Origin of the sequence: Lacrimispora sp., from assembly GCF_047605665.1 — a bacterium.
Classification (GTDB): Bacteria; Bacillota; Clostridia; order Lachnospirales; family Lachnospiraceae; genus Lacrimispora.
In genome coordinates, this window is the sequence record NZ_JASGFH010000006.1 from 149,263 (window position 1) to 166,671 (window position 17,409).

Here is a 17,409-nt window from a genome sequence, read left to right on the forward strand (position 1 = left end):
AAATTATAATACGTTGAAAATAGGATTGCAACTGGTTTTGTTATTATAAATACTTATGACCAAAACACGGTTCTGGTTCTCAATCCGGTTCCTGCAAGACCACCTGCTCCACCTTCTGCCACAGCTTTACAGTCCCTTCCTTCCAGTTTAAAGAAAATCCGTTTTCCCTGGTCTCCCCGGATTTCCGGTCTTCATGGCCTTCTTCAGAAACAGACCACGCCTCTTTTTCCACGGAAAAATATTTTTCAGACCAAAGGGCCAGCTCTTTTCCATAAATGGGCAGAATCAGGACAGCCTCCAAAAAAGCCATGAAAAGAAGACCTTTTCTGAGCCCGTTTTGGCTGTGTTTTTTGTATCCATGGGCCCAGCGCAGCTTTCTCCACGGTTTTTTCTTTCTGTTGTAATTTTCTGTCACAGTATTAAACCTCCCTGCCGTCACAGGCCGGATGTATGATAGAATATTAGGGGTAACGGGCCGAAATGCCGGCCTTTGAGCAATGCAGACATGCTTTTTTATTATTATATCCCATATCAAAAAAAGCTTCAAGCACGATCTCTGCCTGAAGCTCTTTTTTAATGCCATTTTCCATTTATGGGGCTTTTGTAGTGCTTTCCCCGGTTACCTTGTCAACGCCCTTTTTTACGTCCTCCACCACATCGTTTGTAACTCCTGTGCTGGCGGATTCATCAACTTTTACGTCGGCTTTTGTGGTAGCGGCAGCCGTGGTCTGAGTGGTTGCAGCGGTGGTTCCTGCTGCATTTGTTCCATTGTTATTTTTTGCAGTATTGCAGGCGGTTAACAATACCACTGACATAATGACAAAAAGAGCAAAAACATAAGACTTCATTCTTTTCATAATACATTCTCCTTTCATTTTCTATGATTAGTATGTGTAAAGGAGTGATGAATTATGGTGGAAATTTTTTGAAATTATGATTGAACCACGTCTTTCATGGTGTAAAGTCCCGGTGTTTTTCCTGCCAGGAATTTTGCCGCGGATACGGCTCCTTTTGCGAAAATCGCCTTGGAATAAGCGGTATGGTTAAAGGTGATCACCTCGTCGGCTCCTGCAAAAATCACATCATGCTCTCCCACGATGGTTCCGCCGCGGACAGACTGGATACCGATTTCCTTTTTATCTCTGGCTTCGGTCTTTGTGCTTCTGTCACATACGTAATGGTACTCATGGTCCATGGCTGCATTGATGGAATCAGCCAGGGCAAGGGCTGTCCCGCTGGGGGCATCCACTTTTTTATTGTGATGTTTTTCCACGATCTCAATGTCAAAGCCAGCTCCTGCAAGAACCTGGGCTGCTTCCTTCACCATCTTGATCAGCAGGTTGACTCCAAGGGACATGTTGGCAGAACGAAGAATGGCAACTTGTCCGGCAGCCTTGTATACCCTTTCATTCTGTTCCTCAGAAAGCCCTGTGGTGCATAACACCACAGGAACCTTCTCTCTTATGCTGTACTCCAAAAGGCCATCCACCGCCTTTGCAGAGGCAAAGTCCACAATCACATCAGCCTTGACATCGCAGGCTTCCAAAGACGGAAACACAGGATATGAATTCTGTCTGGTGTTGTTGGGGTCAATTCCCGCAACAATTACAATGTCTTCATCTTCTGCCGCAATCTGGGTGATGGTCTGGCCCATCGCCCCGTTACAGCCGTGCATTATCATCTTAATCATGTGTTCCTCCATGTGTATCGTTTTGAAAATTATAAAATTCCGTATTCCTTCATGGCTTTCTTTAAACGTTCCTGATTCTGGGGCTCCATCTCTGTAAGAGGAAGGCGCATCGGGCCTGCGTTCATTCCCATGAGGTTTAAAGCTGCTTTTACGGGAATGGGATTCACCTCGCAGAACAGAGCATTGATCAAAGGAATGGCAGCGATCTGAAGGCTGGCGCTTCTCTTTACATCTCCCTTAAAATAAGACTCACAGATCTCATGGGTCTGGGCGGGAGCGATGTTGGAGAGAACGGAAATCACGCCTTTTCCTCCCAATGAGAGAAGGGGTACGATCTGGTCGTCATTGCCGGAGTAAACATCAGCACATCCGTCGGAGAAATTCATCAGATCCGCGATGGCTGTAAAGTTTCCGCTGGCCTCCTTGACTCCCACAATGTTGGAAACGCTGCGGCACAAGTCTGCGATGGTTTCCGGTGCAATATTGATTCCGGTTCTTCCCGGTATATTATATAGAAGAATGGGAATTTTTACCTGGTCTGCAACTGCTTTAAAATGGGCTTTCAGTCCGTTCTGAGTAGCTTTATTATAATAAGGAGACACCAGAAGGAGTCCTTCTGCACCGTGTCTTTCCGCTTCTTTTGAAAGATAAACAGCAGTGTCTGTACAATTAGAGCCGGTTCCTGCAATGACCGGAACACGCTTTTTGGTCACTTCACAGACAAAGCGCACGACCTCCAAATGTTCCTCATGAGTCATAGTAGACGCTTCTCCGGTGGTGCCGCAGGCAATGATGGAGTCTGTTCCTCCCGCAATCTGGAACTCTACCAGCTCCTCCAGCTTCTCATAGTTTACTTCCCCATTTTCTTTAAATGGTGTGACAAGGGCCACACCTGCACCTTCAAAAATTGCCATTATATTATCCTCCTGATTCATTTTTTATACATATGAGCGAAACTGCCAAGAAAAACAGAGCTGGCGACAGGGCCAGCTCTTAAAGTTTCAGAATTAATGATATCGTCTTTCTTTAAGTAGCTCCCCATCCAGACGGATGACAGTCACATGGCTCTTAACCATATGCCCAGAATGAATATGTTCAGGCCATACCACTCTTCGGCGTCTCTTCCTTTCCTCTATCCTCCCCTGCACCTGATGCATCGGACAGCCTACTGATAAGCAACGCAACCTCTACTCTTATATTATGTATTATATCACCATACTAACATTATTATTTTGTGTTGTCAACTTTAAGATGGTCTATTTCCAGGATATTATCCACATAAGGCTCGATCTCTTTGGAAAATACCTTACCGGTCAATATGACGTCCATTTCCTCCACCTTAAACTGAAGCAGCCGGATCAGCTCCTCTGCTTCCACGATCTTCTGGTCCAAAAGTCCAAGGATTTCGTCCAGAATGAGAATGTCGCATTCTCCGGTGGATAAAACCTTTTTTGCAAAGTTTAATCCGTTGCGGATATTCATTCGCTCCTCTTCCTGCTGTTCCTTAGAAAGATCTTCAAAAAGACCGTCGGATTTCTCAAACCGGAATATCTTCATCTCCGGCTCCAGGCGTTTTAAAATATCCAGGGAACCCTTTCCTGGACAGCCCTTTAAAAACTGGATCATAATGACAGTTCTGTTCTTAGTCAGAGCCTCGATTCCCATGCCAAGGGCAGCCGTGGTCTTTCCCTTCCCTTTGCCGCATATAACCTGTATTGTACCTTTATTCATCCTATTGCACCTCATAAGAGCTTTAAAAGCGATCGTTTCCGTATTACTTCAGAGCCTGCTTATCGTATCATAACTTTAATAATTTTGCAACATTTTCTTAAGGAATTCAGGTTATACCTCGTCACACTCTAATTTGCTGACAGAAACCTCATAAGCAATTCTCTTCTCGCACTCGGTTTCACTCAGCTTTTTGGTGTATTCCCTGCTTTGGACCCTTCCCCACACCTTGACTCTGGTCCCTACTGAAAATCCGGAAGCATATCTGGCATTTCTTCCCCACGCAATGCAGGGTATGTAATCTGACTTACCATATGGGCGGTTTACCGCAAGAAGGAGGTCTGCAATTTCCCTTCCCAGGGGAGTTTTCCTGTAAATGGGAGCTTTGCATATATATCCATCCAGAAAAATTTGATTGGTTTTTGTATAATCGGTAAATTCTTCTATGAAATGAATTTCCCTTACAAAGATCGAAAGCACCAGGCGGTTTTTCGTCCCCTCATGACGGTTATAGGAACGGAACTGTCCGATGGCCTCAATGGTCAGGCCGTTGTAATCCCCATCCACATCAATCAGACGCTCTGAAATCATCAATGGTATGACATCTGCCTGTTCACTCAAGCGGTTAACTGCAATATCCACCATATAAAATCCTTCTCCAAATACCTCATGGCTAAAGGTGAAGCCGGAAATAATTTCTCCTATCACGCTTACTTTGTTGTTTTCAATCATTTTTTCTGACATTGTATTTCTCCTCTTCCTTCACTTAATTTGCCGCTGCAATATGCCTCACAGCTATTATTAAATTTATGTCCCAAAAACTTTTTCCATGATAAAAAACAATCCAAAAATATCGACAGGACCAGGCAGGCAAAAGGGGGAAAAGAAAAGAGAATACTGCTTTTTCAGCAGCATCCTCTTAAATATGTCAGATTATGACAGGGATTTTTTGTTGAGAGAAGACCTTTTTCTCATAGTCGGGTCTAAAATTTTCTTTCTGATTCTGAGACTGGTAGGGGTGATCTCCAAAAGCTCGTCTGTATCAATGAAGTCCAGGGACTGCTCTAAGCTCATTTCCTTTGGAGGAGTTAATTTTAAGGCCTCGTCAGCGCCTGAAGAACGGGTGTTGGTCAGCTTCTTCATTTTACAGACATTGATCTCAATGTCCTCTGCCTTTGGATTCTGGCCGATGACCATACCGGCATATACCTTTACTCCGGCTCCGATAAAGAGGATTCCTCTCTCCTGGGCATTGAATAAGCCGTAGGTGATGGATTCTCCTGACTCGTAAGCGATGAGGGAGCCTGTCTTTCTATAGGACAGTTCGCCCTTAAATGGTGCATAATCGTCAAAGGCGGTGTTCATGATACCATTTCCCTTTGTATCGGTCATGAACTCTCCTCTGTAGCCGATCAGACCTCTTGATGGAATGGAAAATTCCAGTCTGGTGTAGCCGCCGTTTGCAGGGCTCATGCCCTGAAGCTCGCCCTTACGGCTGGTCAGCTTCTGGATAACAGCTCCTGTAAATTCCTCCGGAACATCGATATAAGCGATTTCCATTGGCTCCAGCTTGCGGTTTCTCTCGTCAAATTTATAGAGAACCTCTGCCTTGCTGACTGCAAATTCAAAGCCCTCTCTTCTCATGTTTTCAATGAGAACGGATAAATGAAGCTCGCCTCGTCCGGAAACCTTAAAGCACTCTGCAGCGTCAGTTTCCTCCACACGAAGGCTTACGTCAGTGTTAAGTTCCCTAAACAGACGCTCTCTTAAGTGGCGGGAGGTGACAAACTTTCCTTCCTGGCCTGCAAGAGGGCTGTCATTTACCATGAAATTCATGGCAATGGTGGGCTCTGATATCTTCTGGAACGGAATTGCTTCCGGATTTTCTACGGAACATAACGTATCGCCGATGTGGATATCAGCAATACCGGAAATAGCGACTATGGAACCTATGGAAGCTTCCTGAATCTCCCTTTTGTTAAGGCCTTCATATTCGTACAGTTTTCCCACTTTTACCTTGCGGGATTTGCCGGGCTCATGATGGTTTACGATGACGCATTCCTGGTTTACCCTGATATTTCCGTTGTCCACCTTGCCTACGCCGATTCGTCCCACGTATTCGTTGTAGTCAATGGTGCTGATCAAAAGCTGGGTGGACGCTTCCGGATCGCCTTCCGGTGCCGGGATGTGGTCGATGATGGTCTGGAATAAAGGAGCCATGTCCGTTTCCTCGTCATCAAGTCCCATCTTTGCAAAGCCGCTTCTGGCGGAAGCATAGACAAAGGGGCAGTCAAGCTGCTCTTCGCTGGCGTCCATATCCATAAGAAGTTCTAAAACCTCTTCTTCTACTTCTTCCGGCCTTGCTTCGGGACGGTCTATTTTATTGATACAGGTCACGACAGACAAGCCCAGATCGAGAGCCTTTCTGAGAACGAATTTCGTCTGTGGCATAACTCCCTCGTAAGCGTCTACTACCAGGATTACGCCGTTTACCATCTTTAAGACACGTTCCACCTCTCCGCCGAAATCCGCATGGCCGGGGGTGTCAATGATGTTGATCTTGGTATCGCCAAAATGAACCGCTGTATTCTTGGATAAGATGGTGATTCCTCTCTCACGCTCAATATCATTGGAGTCCATCACACGCTCCATCACTTCCTGGTTCTCCCGGAAAATGCCGCTCTGCTTTAACAGGGCATCCACCAATGTGGTTTTACCGTGATCAACGTGGGCAATGATTGCCACATTTCTTATGTCTTCTCTTTTCATCTTCATAGATTGTGCTCTTCTTTCTTTATTAAACAATTATGGCTCGGCCAAACCGGCTCCCATATCATAAAAAACTAAGGACCATATCTGCCCTTAGTTTCATCAGCATTATAACAATTAGTTAGTATATCATCCTATGTTTAATATTGCAAGATTTTTTTCTTGTTTTTTCGACAAAAACAAAATTTATAATATAGTATTTTTCCCTTGTTTCTGTCAGCTAATTGTACTATACTATTGGCATTACAACTCTATATACAGAAGGATTATGACAAACATGGATTTTAAATCGACAGATGCTTTAATGCAGCACCTTAGAGATAATGGAATTGCTATATCCGGAAGTTCCCAAAGACAACAGTTGATCAACACTGGTTATTTTCACGGATACAAAGGATATCGTTTCTTTTTTTCTTCGGCAAACCGGCTGCCTTTCACCTCTTATCATGAAATATACTCCACCATACAATATGATACAAAGCTAAAATCCCTTTTATACGGAAAGATCATGTTTATAGAAACCGCTTTAAAAAATATTGCACTTAACACAATCATGTCTGAAATCAATTCCAGCAGTATTTACGATATGTACGAAAAAGTCGTCAGCAGCTACAAAAACTCTCCGGCTGAAACCTCAAATGATATAAAAAAGCGGTGTCAAAATGCCAAACTAAAGTTACAGTCTTCCATACAAAATGCCATTTCTTTTTCATATCAGAAAGAAAACCCCAAAATAACACATTTTTATAACAATATTAACTATAGTGAAGTTCCGCTATGGGCTGTCTTTGAAATTCTGACCATGGGGGATTTCGGCCATTTGTTGTCCTGTCTGACTCAGGATATGCGAAAGAAAATCTCCCGGCAGATCGGTATTAATACAGCCAGTGATACAAATTGTGAACTGCTGTACAAATACGTTTATGCTTTAAAAGACTTAAGAAACGCCATTGCGCACAATGACGTTGTTTACGATGTTCGTTTTCGTAAGTTTGACGCTTCCAGGCCGATGCGGCAATGTCTGATATTAGAAATGGGACTGCCCTATATTAATTTTAAAACCATTGGAGATTATATCATCCTCATCTGTTATTATTTGAAAATACTGAAAGTGCCCCAGGCTGAGATAAAGGCTTTTATCCGGGAATTTGAAGAGATTACAGCAGAATATAAACAATCCGTAAACTCAAATGTCGTTTCTGCTGCCGTTCACCCGGACTCAGCTTCGCGTATGGCGATCTTAAAAGATTACATATAGGACTTGCATATTTTATCCCGATATAGTATATTATAGACATCAATTGGGGTATGTATTTGCGGATACATACTTGGAGGAGCCAGAGAAATCCGGCTCCTCTTTCTTTATGCAATCTGTTTTTAACACATGGCAAAACAGTCAGATTATTCTTCCGGAAACAAAAGCACCTCTTTCTCAACCACCCCATAATACACATCTTCCAGCTTGACAACTTCCGCCTGCCCCCCGGTTATATCTGCAATCTCCGTCTGGATTTTCCCCGCCTTCTCCTGGGGAACCAGGATGGTCAGTTCTACTTTGTCCGTATACCCGCTCCCTAAGACGGTAATCCCTTCCTGGGCCAGCATGTACTGGATTTTTCCGATTCCGTTATAATCTGCGGTGAGAGAAAATGTCTCTCCCGGCTCGACAGTTAAGACAACAGAGGACTTAAGTCCCTCCTGGGCAGCTCCTGAATAAGCCCTCACCAGGCCTCCTGTCCCAAGGAGGGTTCCTCCGAAATATCTCGTCACCACCACACAGGCGCCCACAACGCCCTCTCCCTCCAGCACATCGAGAATGGGCCTTCCTGCGGTCTGGGCCGGTTCTCCGTCATCGCTGCAGCGCTTGTGCTCCCCCTTTTTTCCTATGACCCAGGCATAGCAGTGGTGTCTGGCATCCCAGTAGGTTTTCCTCATTTCCTCAATAAATGCCAGGGCCTCCTCCTCTGTTTTCACAGGCCTGGTGCAGGCAATGAAACGGGATTTCTTTTCTGTTACCTCTCCGGTCCCTCCCTGGTATAAAATTTTATAGGAACTTCTCATAAATTTCCTCATTTCTTCCTCATCAATATGGTTTCCATTATATCGGAAAACACAGGCTCAGGCAAGTCCATGTATATTTCTCACATTTTTCTCCAAAATTTAAGAAAGAAGGTCTTTTAAAAGGCAAAAATGGTAAGTGTTGAATTGAAAGGCAATGTTTGGTATAATGAACCGATAAAGGAGGTTTCTTATGAACTACGGCAAACAATCGGTAGAAAAAAAGCTCCGGACCGCCAATTCAAAAACGAGAAAATATTCTGCCAAGGTTTTTCTTGCTTTTTTAAAAAGCTTATTCGTGCTGTTCCTGCTCTGCGGCATCCTGGCCGCCAGCATCGGATTCGGCATGTTTAAAGGAATCATAGACAACGCTCCTGAAGTGGACATTGCCACCATCGTACCCAATGAATATGCCACAACCGTTTATGACAGCGCAGGAAATGTGACGGAAACTCTGGTTACCGCAGGGTCCAACAGGGAGGAGGCCACCTATGAGGAGCTTCCCAAGAACCTGGTCAATGCCTTTGTGTCCTACGAAGATTCCAGGTTCTGGCAGCACAATGGAATTGATCCCCGCTCCATCATGCGGGCTGTCAGGGGCGTGCTGACAGGCGATTCCTCCGCAGGAGGAGGCAGTACCATAACCCAGCAGCTCATTAAAAACAGCGTCTTTGGGGGCGGTATGGAAAAAAGCTTTGGGGAACGGCTGGAGAGAAAGCTGCAGGAATGGTTCCTGGCTGTCAAGCTGGATGGAATCATGTCCAAGGAACAGATCATCACCAATTATTTAAATACCATCAACTTGGGCAATAACTCCCTTGGCGTCAAGGTAGCTGCCAGAAGGTACTTTAATAAGGAAATATCCGACCTGACCTTATCCGAATGTGCGGTTCTTGCAGGCATCACCCAAAACCCCACCAAATTCAATCCCATCACCGGGCAAAAGGCCAACTCAGACAAGCAGAAGGTAATCCTTCAATATATGCACGATCAGGGATATATTTCCAGTGAGGAAGAAGACGAAGCTCTGGCTGACGATGTCTACTCCAGAATTCAGAACGTGGATATCGTCACCAAGGAAACCTCCACCCCTTACAGCTATTTTACAGACGAGCTGGTGGAACAGGTCAAGGAAGCCATGAAGGAACAGCTTGGCTATACGGATACTCAGGCACACAACATGCTTTACAGCGGCGGCTTATCCATCTATACCACCCAGGACCCCCATATTCAGGCCATTGTGGACGAAGAGGTAGGCAACCCCTTAAACTACACAGCAGCCAGATATTCCATCGAATACAGGCTTTCCGTGACTCACAAGGACGGAAACACGGTCCACTATTCCGAAGAGAGTTTAAAGCGCTATCACGCGGACATCGGTGATTCGGGATACGACGGCTTATACGATTCAGAAGAAGAGATTCAAAATGATATCAACGGATATAAAGCCTCCATCATACAGGAGGGGGACACTGTTCTGGGAGAAAGGCTTCAAAAGACCTTACAGCCTCAGGCCTCCTTTGTAATCATGGACCAGAAGACCGGTCAGGTAAAAGCCATAAGCGGAGGGCGGGGCGAAAAGACTGCCAGCCTCACCTTAAACCGGGCCACCAATACCCTGCGCCAGCCCGGCTCTACCTTTAAGATCATAACGTCATTTGCCCCTGCCATTGACACCGGCAGCGCCACCCTGGGAACGGTTTATTACGATTCCGTCTACACCATCGGAAACAAAACCTTTTCCAACTGGTATAAATCGGGATATCAGGGCTACTCCTCCATAAGGGACGGAATCATTTATTCCATGAACATTGTGGCTGTCCGCTGCCTGATGGAAACCGTAACGCCTCAGCTCGGTGTGGAGTACGCCAGGAACTTTGGAATCACTTCCTTAAAGGACACGGACTACAATCCGGCCCTTGCACTTGGAGGAATTACAGACGGCGTTTCCAACTTAGAGCTGACAAGCTCCTATGCCACCATTGCAAACGGCGGGGTATATACAAAGCCCACATTTTTCACCAGAATCCTGGACCATGACGGAAAGATTTTAATCGACAACACGCCGGAAACCCACAGGGTTTTAAAGGATTCCACCGCATTTTTGCTGACTGATGCCATGGCAGACTCCATGGAAAGCAGCAGGAAATTTTCCCAGGGGAATTCAGGCCCCAGCTCCACCAGTACGGCCGCCAACATTCCCGGCATGTCAAACGCCGGAAAAAGCGGTACTACCACCGGCAACAATGACATCTGGTTTGTAGGTTTTACGCCTTACTATACTGCCGGAATCTGGGCAGGCTATGACAACAACCAGAAGCTGACAAGCCAAAACGGCGGAACCTCCTTCCACAAGGTATTATGGAAAAAAATCATGTCCAGAGTCCACGAAGGCATGTCAGATCCGGGCTTTCCGGCTCCGGAGAGCATAGAGACTGCCGATATATGCAGAAAATCAGGCAAACTGGCTGTTTCAGGAGTCTGCAACCACGATCCCAGAGGCAATGCCATCTATACCGAATACTTTGCAAGGGGAACAGTCCCCACAGACGTGTGCAACATTCACGTCCGCGCCACTGTCTGCTCCGTATCACACCGTCTTCCAACGCCTTACTGTCCGGAGAGGACCACAGCCGTCTTCCTGGTGCTTCCGCCTGGAGAAGAGGGCGCAACCGATGATTCCGCATTTGCAATGCCGGGCTACTGCACCATCCATTCTGCCAATTCCGTCATCATCCCTCCGGGAAATGACACGGATTCACCGGACAGCAATAACGGTCCGGGGTATGGGCCGGGATATGGACCTCCGGGTTCAGGCATCGGAGCCCCAGGGCAATGGCCTGGACCGGGATATTAAAAAACAAAAAAAGAGAGCCTGCTGTTATTTGACGACAGCAGGCTTTTTCTTGTTAACTTTTCATTTTCGGTTTAAACAGGACGGAACCCAGGTAGCCAAAAATCAGGGCTCCTGATATTCCCACGGCGCTGGCGGTGAAGCCTCCCTTAAAAACGCCTAAAAGCCCGTCTTCTCCCATGCTCTTCCACACGCCTTTCCAAAGGGTGTTTCCAAAGCCCAGAAGGGGAACGGTGGCTCCTGCTCCCGCCCATTCTGCAAAGGGATCGTAAAGCCCCAAAGCGCCCAGAATGCTTCCGGTCACCACCAGAAGAACCATGATGCGTCCGGGCATCAGCTTGGTGTTATCCATCAATATCTGAACCAGCACGCAGATTCCGCCTCCCACTAAAAATGCTCTCACGTATTCCATAAAAGTCTCCTTTCTTCTCCTCGCTATAAGTTTCCCAGATTTTCAATGACCACTCCATGAGCAATGCCCGGTATGGTCTCTCCCTCGTTATAGCTGGTGGTGGAAAGCAGGGCGCCTGTAGGCACATACAAAACCCTCTTCCACGTCCCATCCTGTACCTTGGGAAGAATGTAGGAGCAAAGGGTGGAGGCCGCACAGCCGCAGCCGCTTCCTCCTGCATGGGTATCCTGAGACTCCGGATCAAATATCTCAATGCCGCAGTCCATATGCTGCTTTTCTATATCATGTCCCTTGTTCTTCATAAAATCCAGCAAAATGGTTCGTCCCACCTGGCCTAAATCTCCGGTGATGATTTTGTCATAATACGATTCATCCACCTGAAAATCTTCAAAATTCCTCTGTATGGTGTGGAAAGCTGCCGGTGCCATGGCTGCTCCCATGTTCATGGAATCCCTGGCGCCCATATCCACCATCCGCCCTGTGGTGATGCCTGTAACGGCTGCAATCCCTTCTTTCCTGGATTTTGAGAGAATGACCGCACCGCAGCCCGTCACTGTCCAGGAAGCGGAGAAGGGCCTCTGGTTTCCGTATCCCAAAGGAAAGCGGAACTGTTTTTCCGCTGTTGCAAAATGGCTGGAAGCCATGGCCAGGATCTTGTCCGCATAGCCGCCGGCAACTGCCATTGCGCCCAGATTCAGGGCCTCTCCCATGGTGGAGCAGGCACCGAATAAGCCAAACAGGGGAATTTCCAAATCCACCGTTCCAAAGGAGGTGGCAATGAGCTGGCCCAGCAAGTCCCCGGCAAATAAGTAACGGATATCCTTTTTCCGGATATTTCCTTTTTCAATCACCAGGTCTGCCGTCTGTTTTTGCAGGGCGCTTTCCGCCTTTTCCCAGGTGTCGGCCCCAAACATGTCATCCTGCTCCACCACGTCAAACATTTTTCCAAGAGGGCCTTCGCCTTCCTTTTTTCCAACAATCGAGGCCATGCTTTCTATGACCGGAGGTTCTTTAAATTTAACACTGGCTTTTCCTATCTGCATTTTTCTCTCTCCATTTCCATGAAGTCCGGAAGCCGGACAGTTGAGTTCTTTCTACAGTATCCCAAACGCCTTTAACACGTATGCGATGATTCCAAGTATCCAGGAGCTTAAAATCCCATACAGGATGACAGGGCCTGCAATGGTAAATATCTTACAGCCGATGCCGAATACCTGGCCCTCTGCCTTAAATTCCACTGCCGGAGCCACCACGGAATTGGCAAATCCGGTGATGGGAACCAGGGCTCCCGCTCCTCCGAATTTCACAATTTTCGGATAGATGTTTAATCCTGTCAGCAGGACGCTGGCTGCGATTAAAACCAGGGTGGTCCAGGCAGAAGCCGTCTCTTTTTCCAGTCCTGTGTTCATGAGTAAAACAGTGATAACCTGTCCTGCGGTGCAGATGATCCCGCCCACAAAAAATGCCTTGATCATTCCCGGCCACCGCTTGTGGACCGGAGTCACCTGTTTTACATAGGCTTCATACGCTTTTTTGTCTATTTCCATTATGTTCCTCCATTCTGTAAGTTCTGTTCTGCTTTACTGTCCAAAATTTTCCACGAAAAATATGAGAGACCCGATCAGCTTTCCGATTCCCAGGGAGAGAATGATATACTGCAGTCCCACTCCCAGATTGAGCCTGCGGCTGATGACCGGAAGGGCTTTTAAAGTCTCCGCAAGGGACATGACAAGGCAGCCCACAAAGATTCCAACGGCTGTCCCGTAAACGCCCAAAAACAAGTTTCCCCCAAATCCCAGAGGGATTTCATAAATATCCCATATATTTCCCAAAACGCCGCCCAGGATGATCAGAGTCTCATACAGCAGAATATGCTGCCTTGTCCCGGTCTTTCCTATGAGCCTGGGAAACACGCCTATCATGGCTAAGAAAGCAAAAACGCCGGCTGCTATAATGCCGCCAGCGCTGAGCCCTATTAAAACAAGAAGCACTTGTTTAGGAAACATCAATATCCGACTCCTTTCTTCCTTCATTCTGAATCAGGGTCTTGCTGACATTGTCCTCGTAAAGCCGCATTTCTACTTCCAAAGGCGTTGGATCGGTATTGATCTTGAGCTTTGCGAAATGATTAAAGAATCCCACGATTCCAAGGGCCAGTCCAATGGAATAGCTGACCTCTAAAACCGTAAATCCGCTGGACTCCTGTTTCATGATGATCCGGTAAATTTCCTTGAAAACATCGGTGGCATTCACGTCATTATTAAAGGTCATGATGGCGAAAGAGGCCCCGCAGAAACAGATGATGCATACGAAAATGGTCTTGGTCCACTGCCAGACCCAATTGGGTTTTTTAGCCTTGTGGTAGTCGATGATATAATCCACTTTCCCCACATTATTGACCTGAAGAGTGGAGTCCATTTCCATCATCTTCTTTATCACATCCAAAGCGCTTTCTATATACCTTTTGTTTTTGTCTGAGTGAATGGTCTTAATTCGCAGAGCATTGCACTTGTTCATAATGGCGGAATCGTCGCAGTAAACATCTGCCACATCCTTTAGCTGAATCTCCTTATGATGGACCTCTGTAATCTCACTGATATTTAAATAAACGGTCTTGCTCATGAAACCATCCTCCAGGTTTCGGACAGGCTTCTCACAAGGGTTCCTTCTTTTTCTCCTCCGTCGGGCATGACGGCAATCAGATACCAGATAGCAGCCGCAGCCGCGATCAGGCCTAAAACAAGAAGCGCCATCACAAGCTTATGTTTCATGGATTCCATAGGTGCTCACATCCTTTATTTTGGTTTTCAAGAGTAGTATGAGCTGTATGGTTTTTTTTATTCTTTTTCTATAATTTTTCGCGCATTTGCTTTAAAATCTTTTTTTCCAGTCTGGATACCTGAACCTGGGAAATTCCCAGCTTTGCGGCGATCTGGCTCTGGGTTTCATTGTAATAATAACGCCTTATGATGATTTCCCTGTCCTTATCCTCCAGCCCGGTCAAAAGCTCCCGCAGCACCATCTGGTTTAATAAGTCCTCCTGGGCAGAATTTTCTTCTTCGATTTTATCAATGAGCAAAAGGCTGTTTTCATCGTTGTTATTGACAGAACGGTATAAGGATTCCACCTCTGCCCCTGCTTCTATAGAGGCGGCCACTTCTTCCTTGCTGGCCCCGATCTCTCCGGCGATCTCCTCCACCGTGGGCTCCCTGCCTAAACGGTATATCAGCTCTTCCCTGACATTTTTTACCCTTAAACCCATTTCCTTAATGGAACGGCTGACTTTGATCATGCCGTCATCTCTTAAAAACCGTTTGATCTCTCCTGTTATCATGGGAACCGCATAGGTGGAAAATTTCACTTCATAGGACAGATCAAATTTGTCGATGGCCTTCATAAGACCGATGGTCCCGATCTGAAATAAATCCTCCGGGTCATAGCCTCTCCCTGTAAATCTGCGGACAATGCTCCAGACAAGACCGAAATTATCGGTCACCAGCTTATCCCTTGCCGCTTTATCTCCTTCGTGAGCCATTTCTATCAATCTCATGGTCTCATCCATAAGGCTCACCTGTTAATCTTCTTTTTCATGGTCACGGCGGTTCCTTTTCCCGGCGCCGAATTCACTTCCACCTCATCCATAAAGGCTTCCATAAAGGAAAATCCCATACCGGACCGCTCCCCGTCGGGATCGGTGGTATACATGGGCTCCATGGCCTTTTTAATGTCAGGGATGCCGATTCCGTCGTCTCTGACGGACACGGTCAGCTCCCGGCCATCGATGCCGATCTCCAGGTAAATGATTCCTCCTCTTCCCTGATATCCATGGATGACAGCATTGGTCACTGCCTCAGACACGGCTGTTTTTACGTCATCCACCTCCTCTAAGGTAGGGTTTAGCCTGGTCATAAAGACTGCTACTGCCACTCTGGCAAACTCCTCATTCTTTGACAGGGCCTCTAATTCCATTTTCAGAATTTCTGGTTTATTCTGTTCTGACATACGTTCCTCCTCACCCCCCAGGGGGTCCTCTCTCTGCCCTCTGGGCGAATTCACCTTAACCTGTGACTGCAGTTTCCTTTGAGTCATATAGTTTCATTAATTTTAAAATGCCTCCCATTTTCAGAATGCGGAGCACCTGGGCGCCTGCGCCGTAGATGGCTACGGTTCCCCCGCTTAAGGCCATCTGCTTATACCGGTTCAATAAAATGCCGATTCCCGAAGAATCCATAAACCTGGTGTCTGAAAAATCAAATACAATGCGCCTGATATAATTTTCAGAAAGGATCAAATCCGTTTCATACTTCAGTCCTGCACAATTATGGTGATCCAGCTCTTTGGGCAGGTGGACGATCAAAGCATGTCCTTCCGCCTCATATGTAAAATGCGGCTGATTCATATATACTCCTCCATTCCTTGGCAAATCTATAAAAAAAGACACCACAAAAAAGATTTCTCTTCTGTAGTGTCTTCGTTTAGAGGAAGTTCGATTCGCCTGCGCTCATCGAACAACAATTTACTCGTCGTACCCTTTGGGTAAAGTTCAGTCTGAGCTTCGCTTGACTTCTCTAAGTAAATTTGTCAAAATCCCCGTTCTGTTTTTGCTTTGGCAGATAGTTCTTCGTCTTTGCTGTTGTTTATAATATCGGAAAACAGCCCGTTGGCCTGTTCCTTTTCTCCCATTGCCTTGTAAATGGCGGCTGTTTTGAATTTGGCCTGCCAGCTCTTTTGATCTAACTCAATGCATTTTAAGTAATAGACAAGGGCAGTCTGGGGATCTCCCGTTTCTGCTGCCTTATCTCCAAGCCCTTCTAAAACGGCCATGCCATTATCCGCTATATCCTCTCTGATTTCCCCGATGACTGCCTGGGTATCAGAGGAGGTGATGAGCTCCGGCTTTAAACCGGCATATATGCGGACTGCCAGAGGAAAGTCATCCTTTTTATAAGCCTGAAGGATTCCGATGACTGCCTGGTACTGGGCCAGAACGCTGTCCGAGTCATTGGTCAAAGAAGCCAGAGAATCCTCTGCCGTCTTTTTCTCTCCCTCAATGGCCTGAAGCTGCTTTTCCAGGCCCTCCGCCTTTTGGTTGGCCTGACTCAGTTCTTCGCTGTATTTTAACATCTCCCGGTTGTGGCCTGCATTGATGGCCTTTGTATTGGCGGGCATAACAAAGAAAAAGATGACCGCAGCTCCCAGCAAAAGTCCTGCAAGGATGTAGCCCACCGCCTGATCTCTGGTGTTCTCCCGGTAGCTGGGCGGTATGATGACATCGTCATCTTCCATCTGCCTGTGGGAAACCACGTTTTTCAGTTTTTTCTTTTCCGATTCCTTTTCGTTCTTGGGGACGCAGCCGCCGGTCTTGACCAGGGACTTGTACCAAAGGGCTTTGGGATTGTTCCGGTCGATCTGGAGCACCTTGCTGATGGCTTTTCCGGCCTTCTGGCAGTCACCTCTGGAAATGCTCAAAAGGGCCAGTAAAAGCTGAGCCTTCACATAGTTTGGCTGGCTTTCCACCACCTTGTGAAGCTGGAGGATGGCCAGGTCTTCACTTCCGCTCTGAGCGTAGACGAGAGCCTGGTTAAACCGTCTGACTCCCCGGCGGGCCGCCTCCATGGCGCCTTTTTTTCTCTGTATTTCACCCAGGTAATAATCGGCGCGGTTTGCCTCCGGCTGGAGGTTCATGCTGATTACCCACTGGACAAGGGCGTCGCCTACTTCTCCCATTTCATAATAAATGAGTCCCAGAAGATTTCTGGCATCCGTCATATATTTATTGAAATGAAGGCTCTTTTTCAAACAGTCCGCCGCTCCTGACAAATCCCGGAGCCTGGCCCGTTCCAGACCCATGTTATAATAGCTGTTTGCGATTACCCTGGTTTTTCTTTCATAATCCAT

General features: G+C 46.6%; 21 protein-coding genes and 1 riboswitch. Of the genes, 2 read left to right on the plus strand and 19 right to left on the minus strand.

Going from position 1 to position 17,409, the window contains the following annotated elements; translation table 11 throughout:
• Positions 1-79: 79 nt before the first annotated feature.
• The 8 genes from QM657_RS06675 to typA all read right to left on the minus strand — a co-directional run bounded on the left by QM657_RS06675 (position 80) and on the right by typA (position 6,193).
• Positions 80-415: a hypothetical protein gene (locus tag QM657_RS06675; protein ID WP_415065816.1), complete on the minus strand. Its 336-nt coding sequence runs from the start codon at positions 413-415 to the stop codon at positions 80-82.
• A 46-nt stretch (positions 416-461) separates the two neighbouring features.
• Entirely contained in the window at positions 462-590 is a 129-nt protein-coding gene (locus tag QM657_RS06680) for a hypothetical protein (RefSeq protein WP_415065817.1), read from the minus strand.
• The gene (locus tag QM657_RS06685) at positions 591-857 is read right to left on the minus strand and encodes a hypothetical protein (protein ID WP_415065818.1); all 267 of its coding nucleotides are present in this window, start codon (positions 855-857) and stop codon (positions 591-593) included.
• A gap of 74 nt (positions 858-931) precedes the next feature.
• Positions 932-1,690 carry a 4-hydroxy-tetrahydrodipicolinate reductase gene (gene dapB / locus QM657_RS06690; RefSeq protein WP_415065819.1) on the minus strand — a complete coding sequence of 253 codons (759 nt, stop codon included), beginning with the start codon at positions 1,688-1,690 and terminating at the stop codon, positions 932-934.
• 29 nt (positions 1,691-1,719) lie between these two features.
• The gene (gene dapA / locus QM657_RS06695) at positions 1,720-2,604 is read right to left on the minus strand and encodes a 4-hydroxy-tetrahydrodipicolinate synthase (protein WP_415065820.1); all 885 of its coding nucleotides are present in this window, start codon (positions 2,602-2,604) and stop codon (positions 1,720-1,722) included.
• 109 nt (positions 2,605-2,713) lie between these two features.
• Positions 2,714-2,888: riboswitch (Lysine riboswitch) on the minus strand.
• A 29-nt stretch (positions 2,889-2,917) separates the two neighbouring features.
• Positions 2,918-3,421, minus strand: coding sequence for a cob(I)yrinic acid a,c-diamide adenosyltransferase (locus QM657_RS06700; protein ID WP_415065821.1), 504 nt, complete (start codon positions 3,419-3,421; stop codon positions 2,918-2,920).
• A 111-nt stretch (positions 3,422-3,532) separates the two neighbouring features.
• Positions 3,533-4,162: a single-stranded DNA-binding protein gene (locus QM657_RS06705; protein WP_415065823.1), complete on the minus strand. Its 630-nt coding sequence runs from the start codon at positions 4,160-4,162 to the stop codon at positions 3,533-3,535.
• A gap of 189 nt (positions 4,163-4,351) precedes the next feature.
• Positions 4,352-6,193, minus strand: coding sequence for a translational GTPase TypA (gene typA / locus QM657_RS06710; protein ID WP_415065824.1), 1,842 nt, complete (start codon positions 6,191-6,193; stop codon positions 4,352-4,354).
• Positions 6,194-6,323: 130 nt separating this feature from the next.
• Here typA and QM657_RS06715 point away from each other — a divergent pair, with 130 nt between their 5' ends.
• Positions 6,324-7,445, plus strand: a complete 1,122-nt coding sequence (locus QM657_RS06715) for an Abi family protein (RefSeq protein WP_415065825.1) — start codon at positions 6,324-6,326, stop codon at positions 7,443-7,445.
• Positions 7,446-7,588: 143 nt separating this feature from the next.
• Here QM657_RS06715 and QM657_RS06720 read toward each other — a convergent pair whose 3' ends face one another.
• Positions 7,589-8,248 (minus strand): YigZ family protein, encoded by a 660-nt coding sequence (locus QM657_RS06720; protein ID WP_415065904.1) that lies wholly within the window; start codon positions 8,246-8,248, stop codon positions 7,589-7,591.
• 190 nt (positions 8,249-8,438) lie between these two features.
• On the opposite strand from QM657_RS06720, the gene QM657_RS06725 reads away from it, so the two are divergent.
• Entirely contained in the window at positions 8,439-11,102 is a 2,664-nt protein-coding gene (locus QM657_RS06725) for a transglycosylase domain-containing protein (protein ID WP_415065826.1), read from the plus strand.
• Between the two features lie 52 nt (positions 11,103-11,154).
• Here the strand turns inward: QM657_RS06725 and spoVAE are convergent, their stop codons facing one another.
• The 10 genes from spoVAE to QM657_RS06775 form a co-directional block, all read right to left on the minus strand.
• Positions 11,155-11,511 (minus strand): stage V sporulation protein AE, encoded by a 357-nt coding sequence (spoVAE, locus tag QM657_RS06730; RefSeq protein WP_415065827.1) that lies wholly within the window; start codon positions 11,509-11,511, stop codon positions 11,155-11,157.
• A 23-nt stretch (positions 11,512-11,534) separates the two neighbouring features.
• Entirely contained in the window at positions 11,535-12,554 is a 1,020-nt protein-coding gene (spoVAD, locus tag QM657_RS06735; protein WP_415065828.1) for a stage V sporulation protein AD, read from the minus strand.
• A 51-nt stretch (positions 12,555-12,605) separates the two neighbouring features.
• On the minus strand, positions 12,606-13,058 hold the full coding sequence (locus QM657_RS06740; RefSeq protein WP_415065830.1) for a SpoVA/SpoVAEb family sporulation membrane protein: 453 nt from the start codon (positions 13,056-13,058) through the stop codon (positions 12,606-12,608).
• 33 nt (positions 13,059-13,091) lie between these two features.
• On the minus strand, positions 13,092-13,520 hold the full coding sequence (locus QM657_RS06745) for a stage V sporulation protein AB (RefSeq protein ID WP_415065831.1): 429 nt from the start codon (positions 13,518-13,520) through the stop codon (positions 13,092-13,094).
• Complete coding sequence (locus QM657_RS06750) at positions 13,507-14,133, minus strand: stage V sporulation protein AA (protein ID WP_415065832.1); 627 nt, start codon at positions 14,131-14,133, stop codon at positions 13,507-13,509. The genes QM657_RS06745 and QM657_RS06750 overlap by 14 nt, the downstream gene beginning before the upstream one ends.
• A complete protein-coding gene (locus tag QM657_RS06755) occupies positions 14,130-14,291 on the minus strand; it encodes a hypothetical protein (RefSeq protein ID WP_415065833.1) in 162 nt (53 codons plus the stop codon). The genes QM657_RS06750 and QM657_RS06755 overlap by 4 nt, the downstream gene beginning before the upstream one ends.
• Before the next feature lie 68 nt (positions 14,292-14,359).
• Entirely contained in the window at positions 14,360-15,073 is a 714-nt protein-coding gene (gene sigF, locus QM657_RS06760; RefSeq protein WP_415065834.1) for an RNA polymerase sporulation sigma factor SigF, read from the minus strand.
• 5 nt (positions 15,074-15,078) lie between these two features.
• On the minus strand, positions 15,079-15,513 hold the full coding sequence (spoIIAB, locus tag QM657_RS06765) for an anti-sigma F factor (protein ID WP_415065835.1): 435 nt from the start codon (positions 15,511-15,513) through the stop codon (positions 15,079-15,081).
• A gap of 55 nt (positions 15,514-15,568) precedes the next feature.
• Positions 15,569-15,910: an STAS domain-containing protein gene (locus tag QM657_RS06770; RefSeq protein WP_415065836.1), complete on the minus strand. Its 342-nt coding sequence runs from the start codon at positions 15,908-15,910 to the stop codon at positions 15,569-15,571.
• A 182-nt stretch (positions 15,911-16,092) separates the two neighbouring features.
• Positions 16,093-17,409: a tetratricopeptide repeat protein gene (locus QM657_RS06775; protein WP_415065837.1), complete on the minus strand. Its 1,317-nt coding sequence runs from the start codon at positions 17,407-17,409 to the stop codon at positions 16,093-16,095.

Coding starts and splice junctions, on each gene's coding strand:
- QM657_RS06740 (WP_415065830.1), bottom strand. CDS start 13,058: ATGGAAATAGACAAAAAAGCGTATGAAGCCTATGTAAAACAGGTGACT.
- spoVAE (WP_415065827.1), bottom strand. CDS start 11,511: ATGGAATACGTGAGAGCATTTTTAGTGGGAGGCGGAATCTGCGTGCTG.
- QM657_RS06775 (WP_415065837.1), bottom strand. CDS start 17,409: ATGGATTATGAAAGAAAAACCAGGGTAATCGCAAACAGCTATTATAAC.
- spoVAD (WP_415065828.1), bottom strand. CDS start 12,554: ATGCAGATAGGAAAAGCCAGTGTTAAATTTAAAGAACCTCCGGTCATA.
- QM657_RS06720 (WP_415065904.1), bottom strand. CDS start 8,248: ATGAGAAGTTCCTATAAAATTTTATACCAGGGAGGGACCGGAGAGGTA.
- QM657_RS06755 (WP_415065833.1), bottom strand. CDS start 14,291: ATGGAATCCATGAAACATAAGCTTGTGATGGCGCTTCTTGTTTTAGGC.
- QM657_RS06685 (WP_415065818.1), bottom strand. CDS start 857: ATGAAAAGAATGAAGTCTTATGTTTTTGCTCTTTTTGTCATTATGTCA.
- dapA (WP_415065820.1), bottom strand. CDS start 2,604: ATGGCAATTTTTGAAGGTGCAGGTGTGGCCCTTGTCACACCATTTAAA.
- QM657_RS06770 (WP_415065836.1), bottom strand. CDS start 15,910: ATGAATCAGCCGCATTTTACATATGAGGCGGAAGGACATGCTTTGATC.
- QM657_RS06680 (WP_415065817.1), bottom strand. CDS start 590: ATGGAAAATGGCATTAAAAAAGAGCTTCAGGCAGAGATCGTGCTTGAA.
- typA (WP_415065824.1), bottom strand. CDS start 6,193: ATGAAGATGAAAAGAGAAGACATAAGAAATGTGGCAATCATTGCCCAC.
- sigF (WP_415065834.1), bottom strand. CDS start 15,073: ATGGATGAGACCATGAGATTGATAGAAATGGCTCACGAAGGAGATAAA.
- QM657_RS06715 (WP_415065825.1), top strand. CDS start 6,324: ATGTTTAATATTGCAAGATTTTTTTCTTGTTTTTTCGACAAAAACAAA.
- QM657_RS06705 (WP_415065823.1), bottom strand. CDS start 4,162: ATGTCAGAAAAAATGATTGAAAACAACAAAGTAAGCGTGATAGGAGAA.
- dapB (WP_415065819.1), bottom strand. CDS start 1,690: ATGATTAAGATGATAATGCACGGCTGTAACGGGGCGATGGGCCAGACC.
- QM657_RS06700 (WP_415065821.1), bottom strand. CDS start 3,421: ATGAATAAAGGTACAATACAGGTTATATGCGGCAAAGGGAAGGGAAAG.
- spoIIAB (WP_415065835.1), bottom strand. CDS start 15,513: ATGTCAGAACAGAATAAACCAGAAATTCTGAAAATGGAATTAGAGGCC.
- QM657_RS06750 (WP_415065832.1), bottom strand. CDS start 14,133: ATGAGCAAGACCGTTTATTTAAATATCAGTGAGATTACAGAGGTCCAT.
- QM657_RS06725 (WP_415065826.1), top strand. CDS start 8,439: ATGAACTACGGCAAACAATCGGTAGAAAAAAAGCTCCGGACCGCCAAT.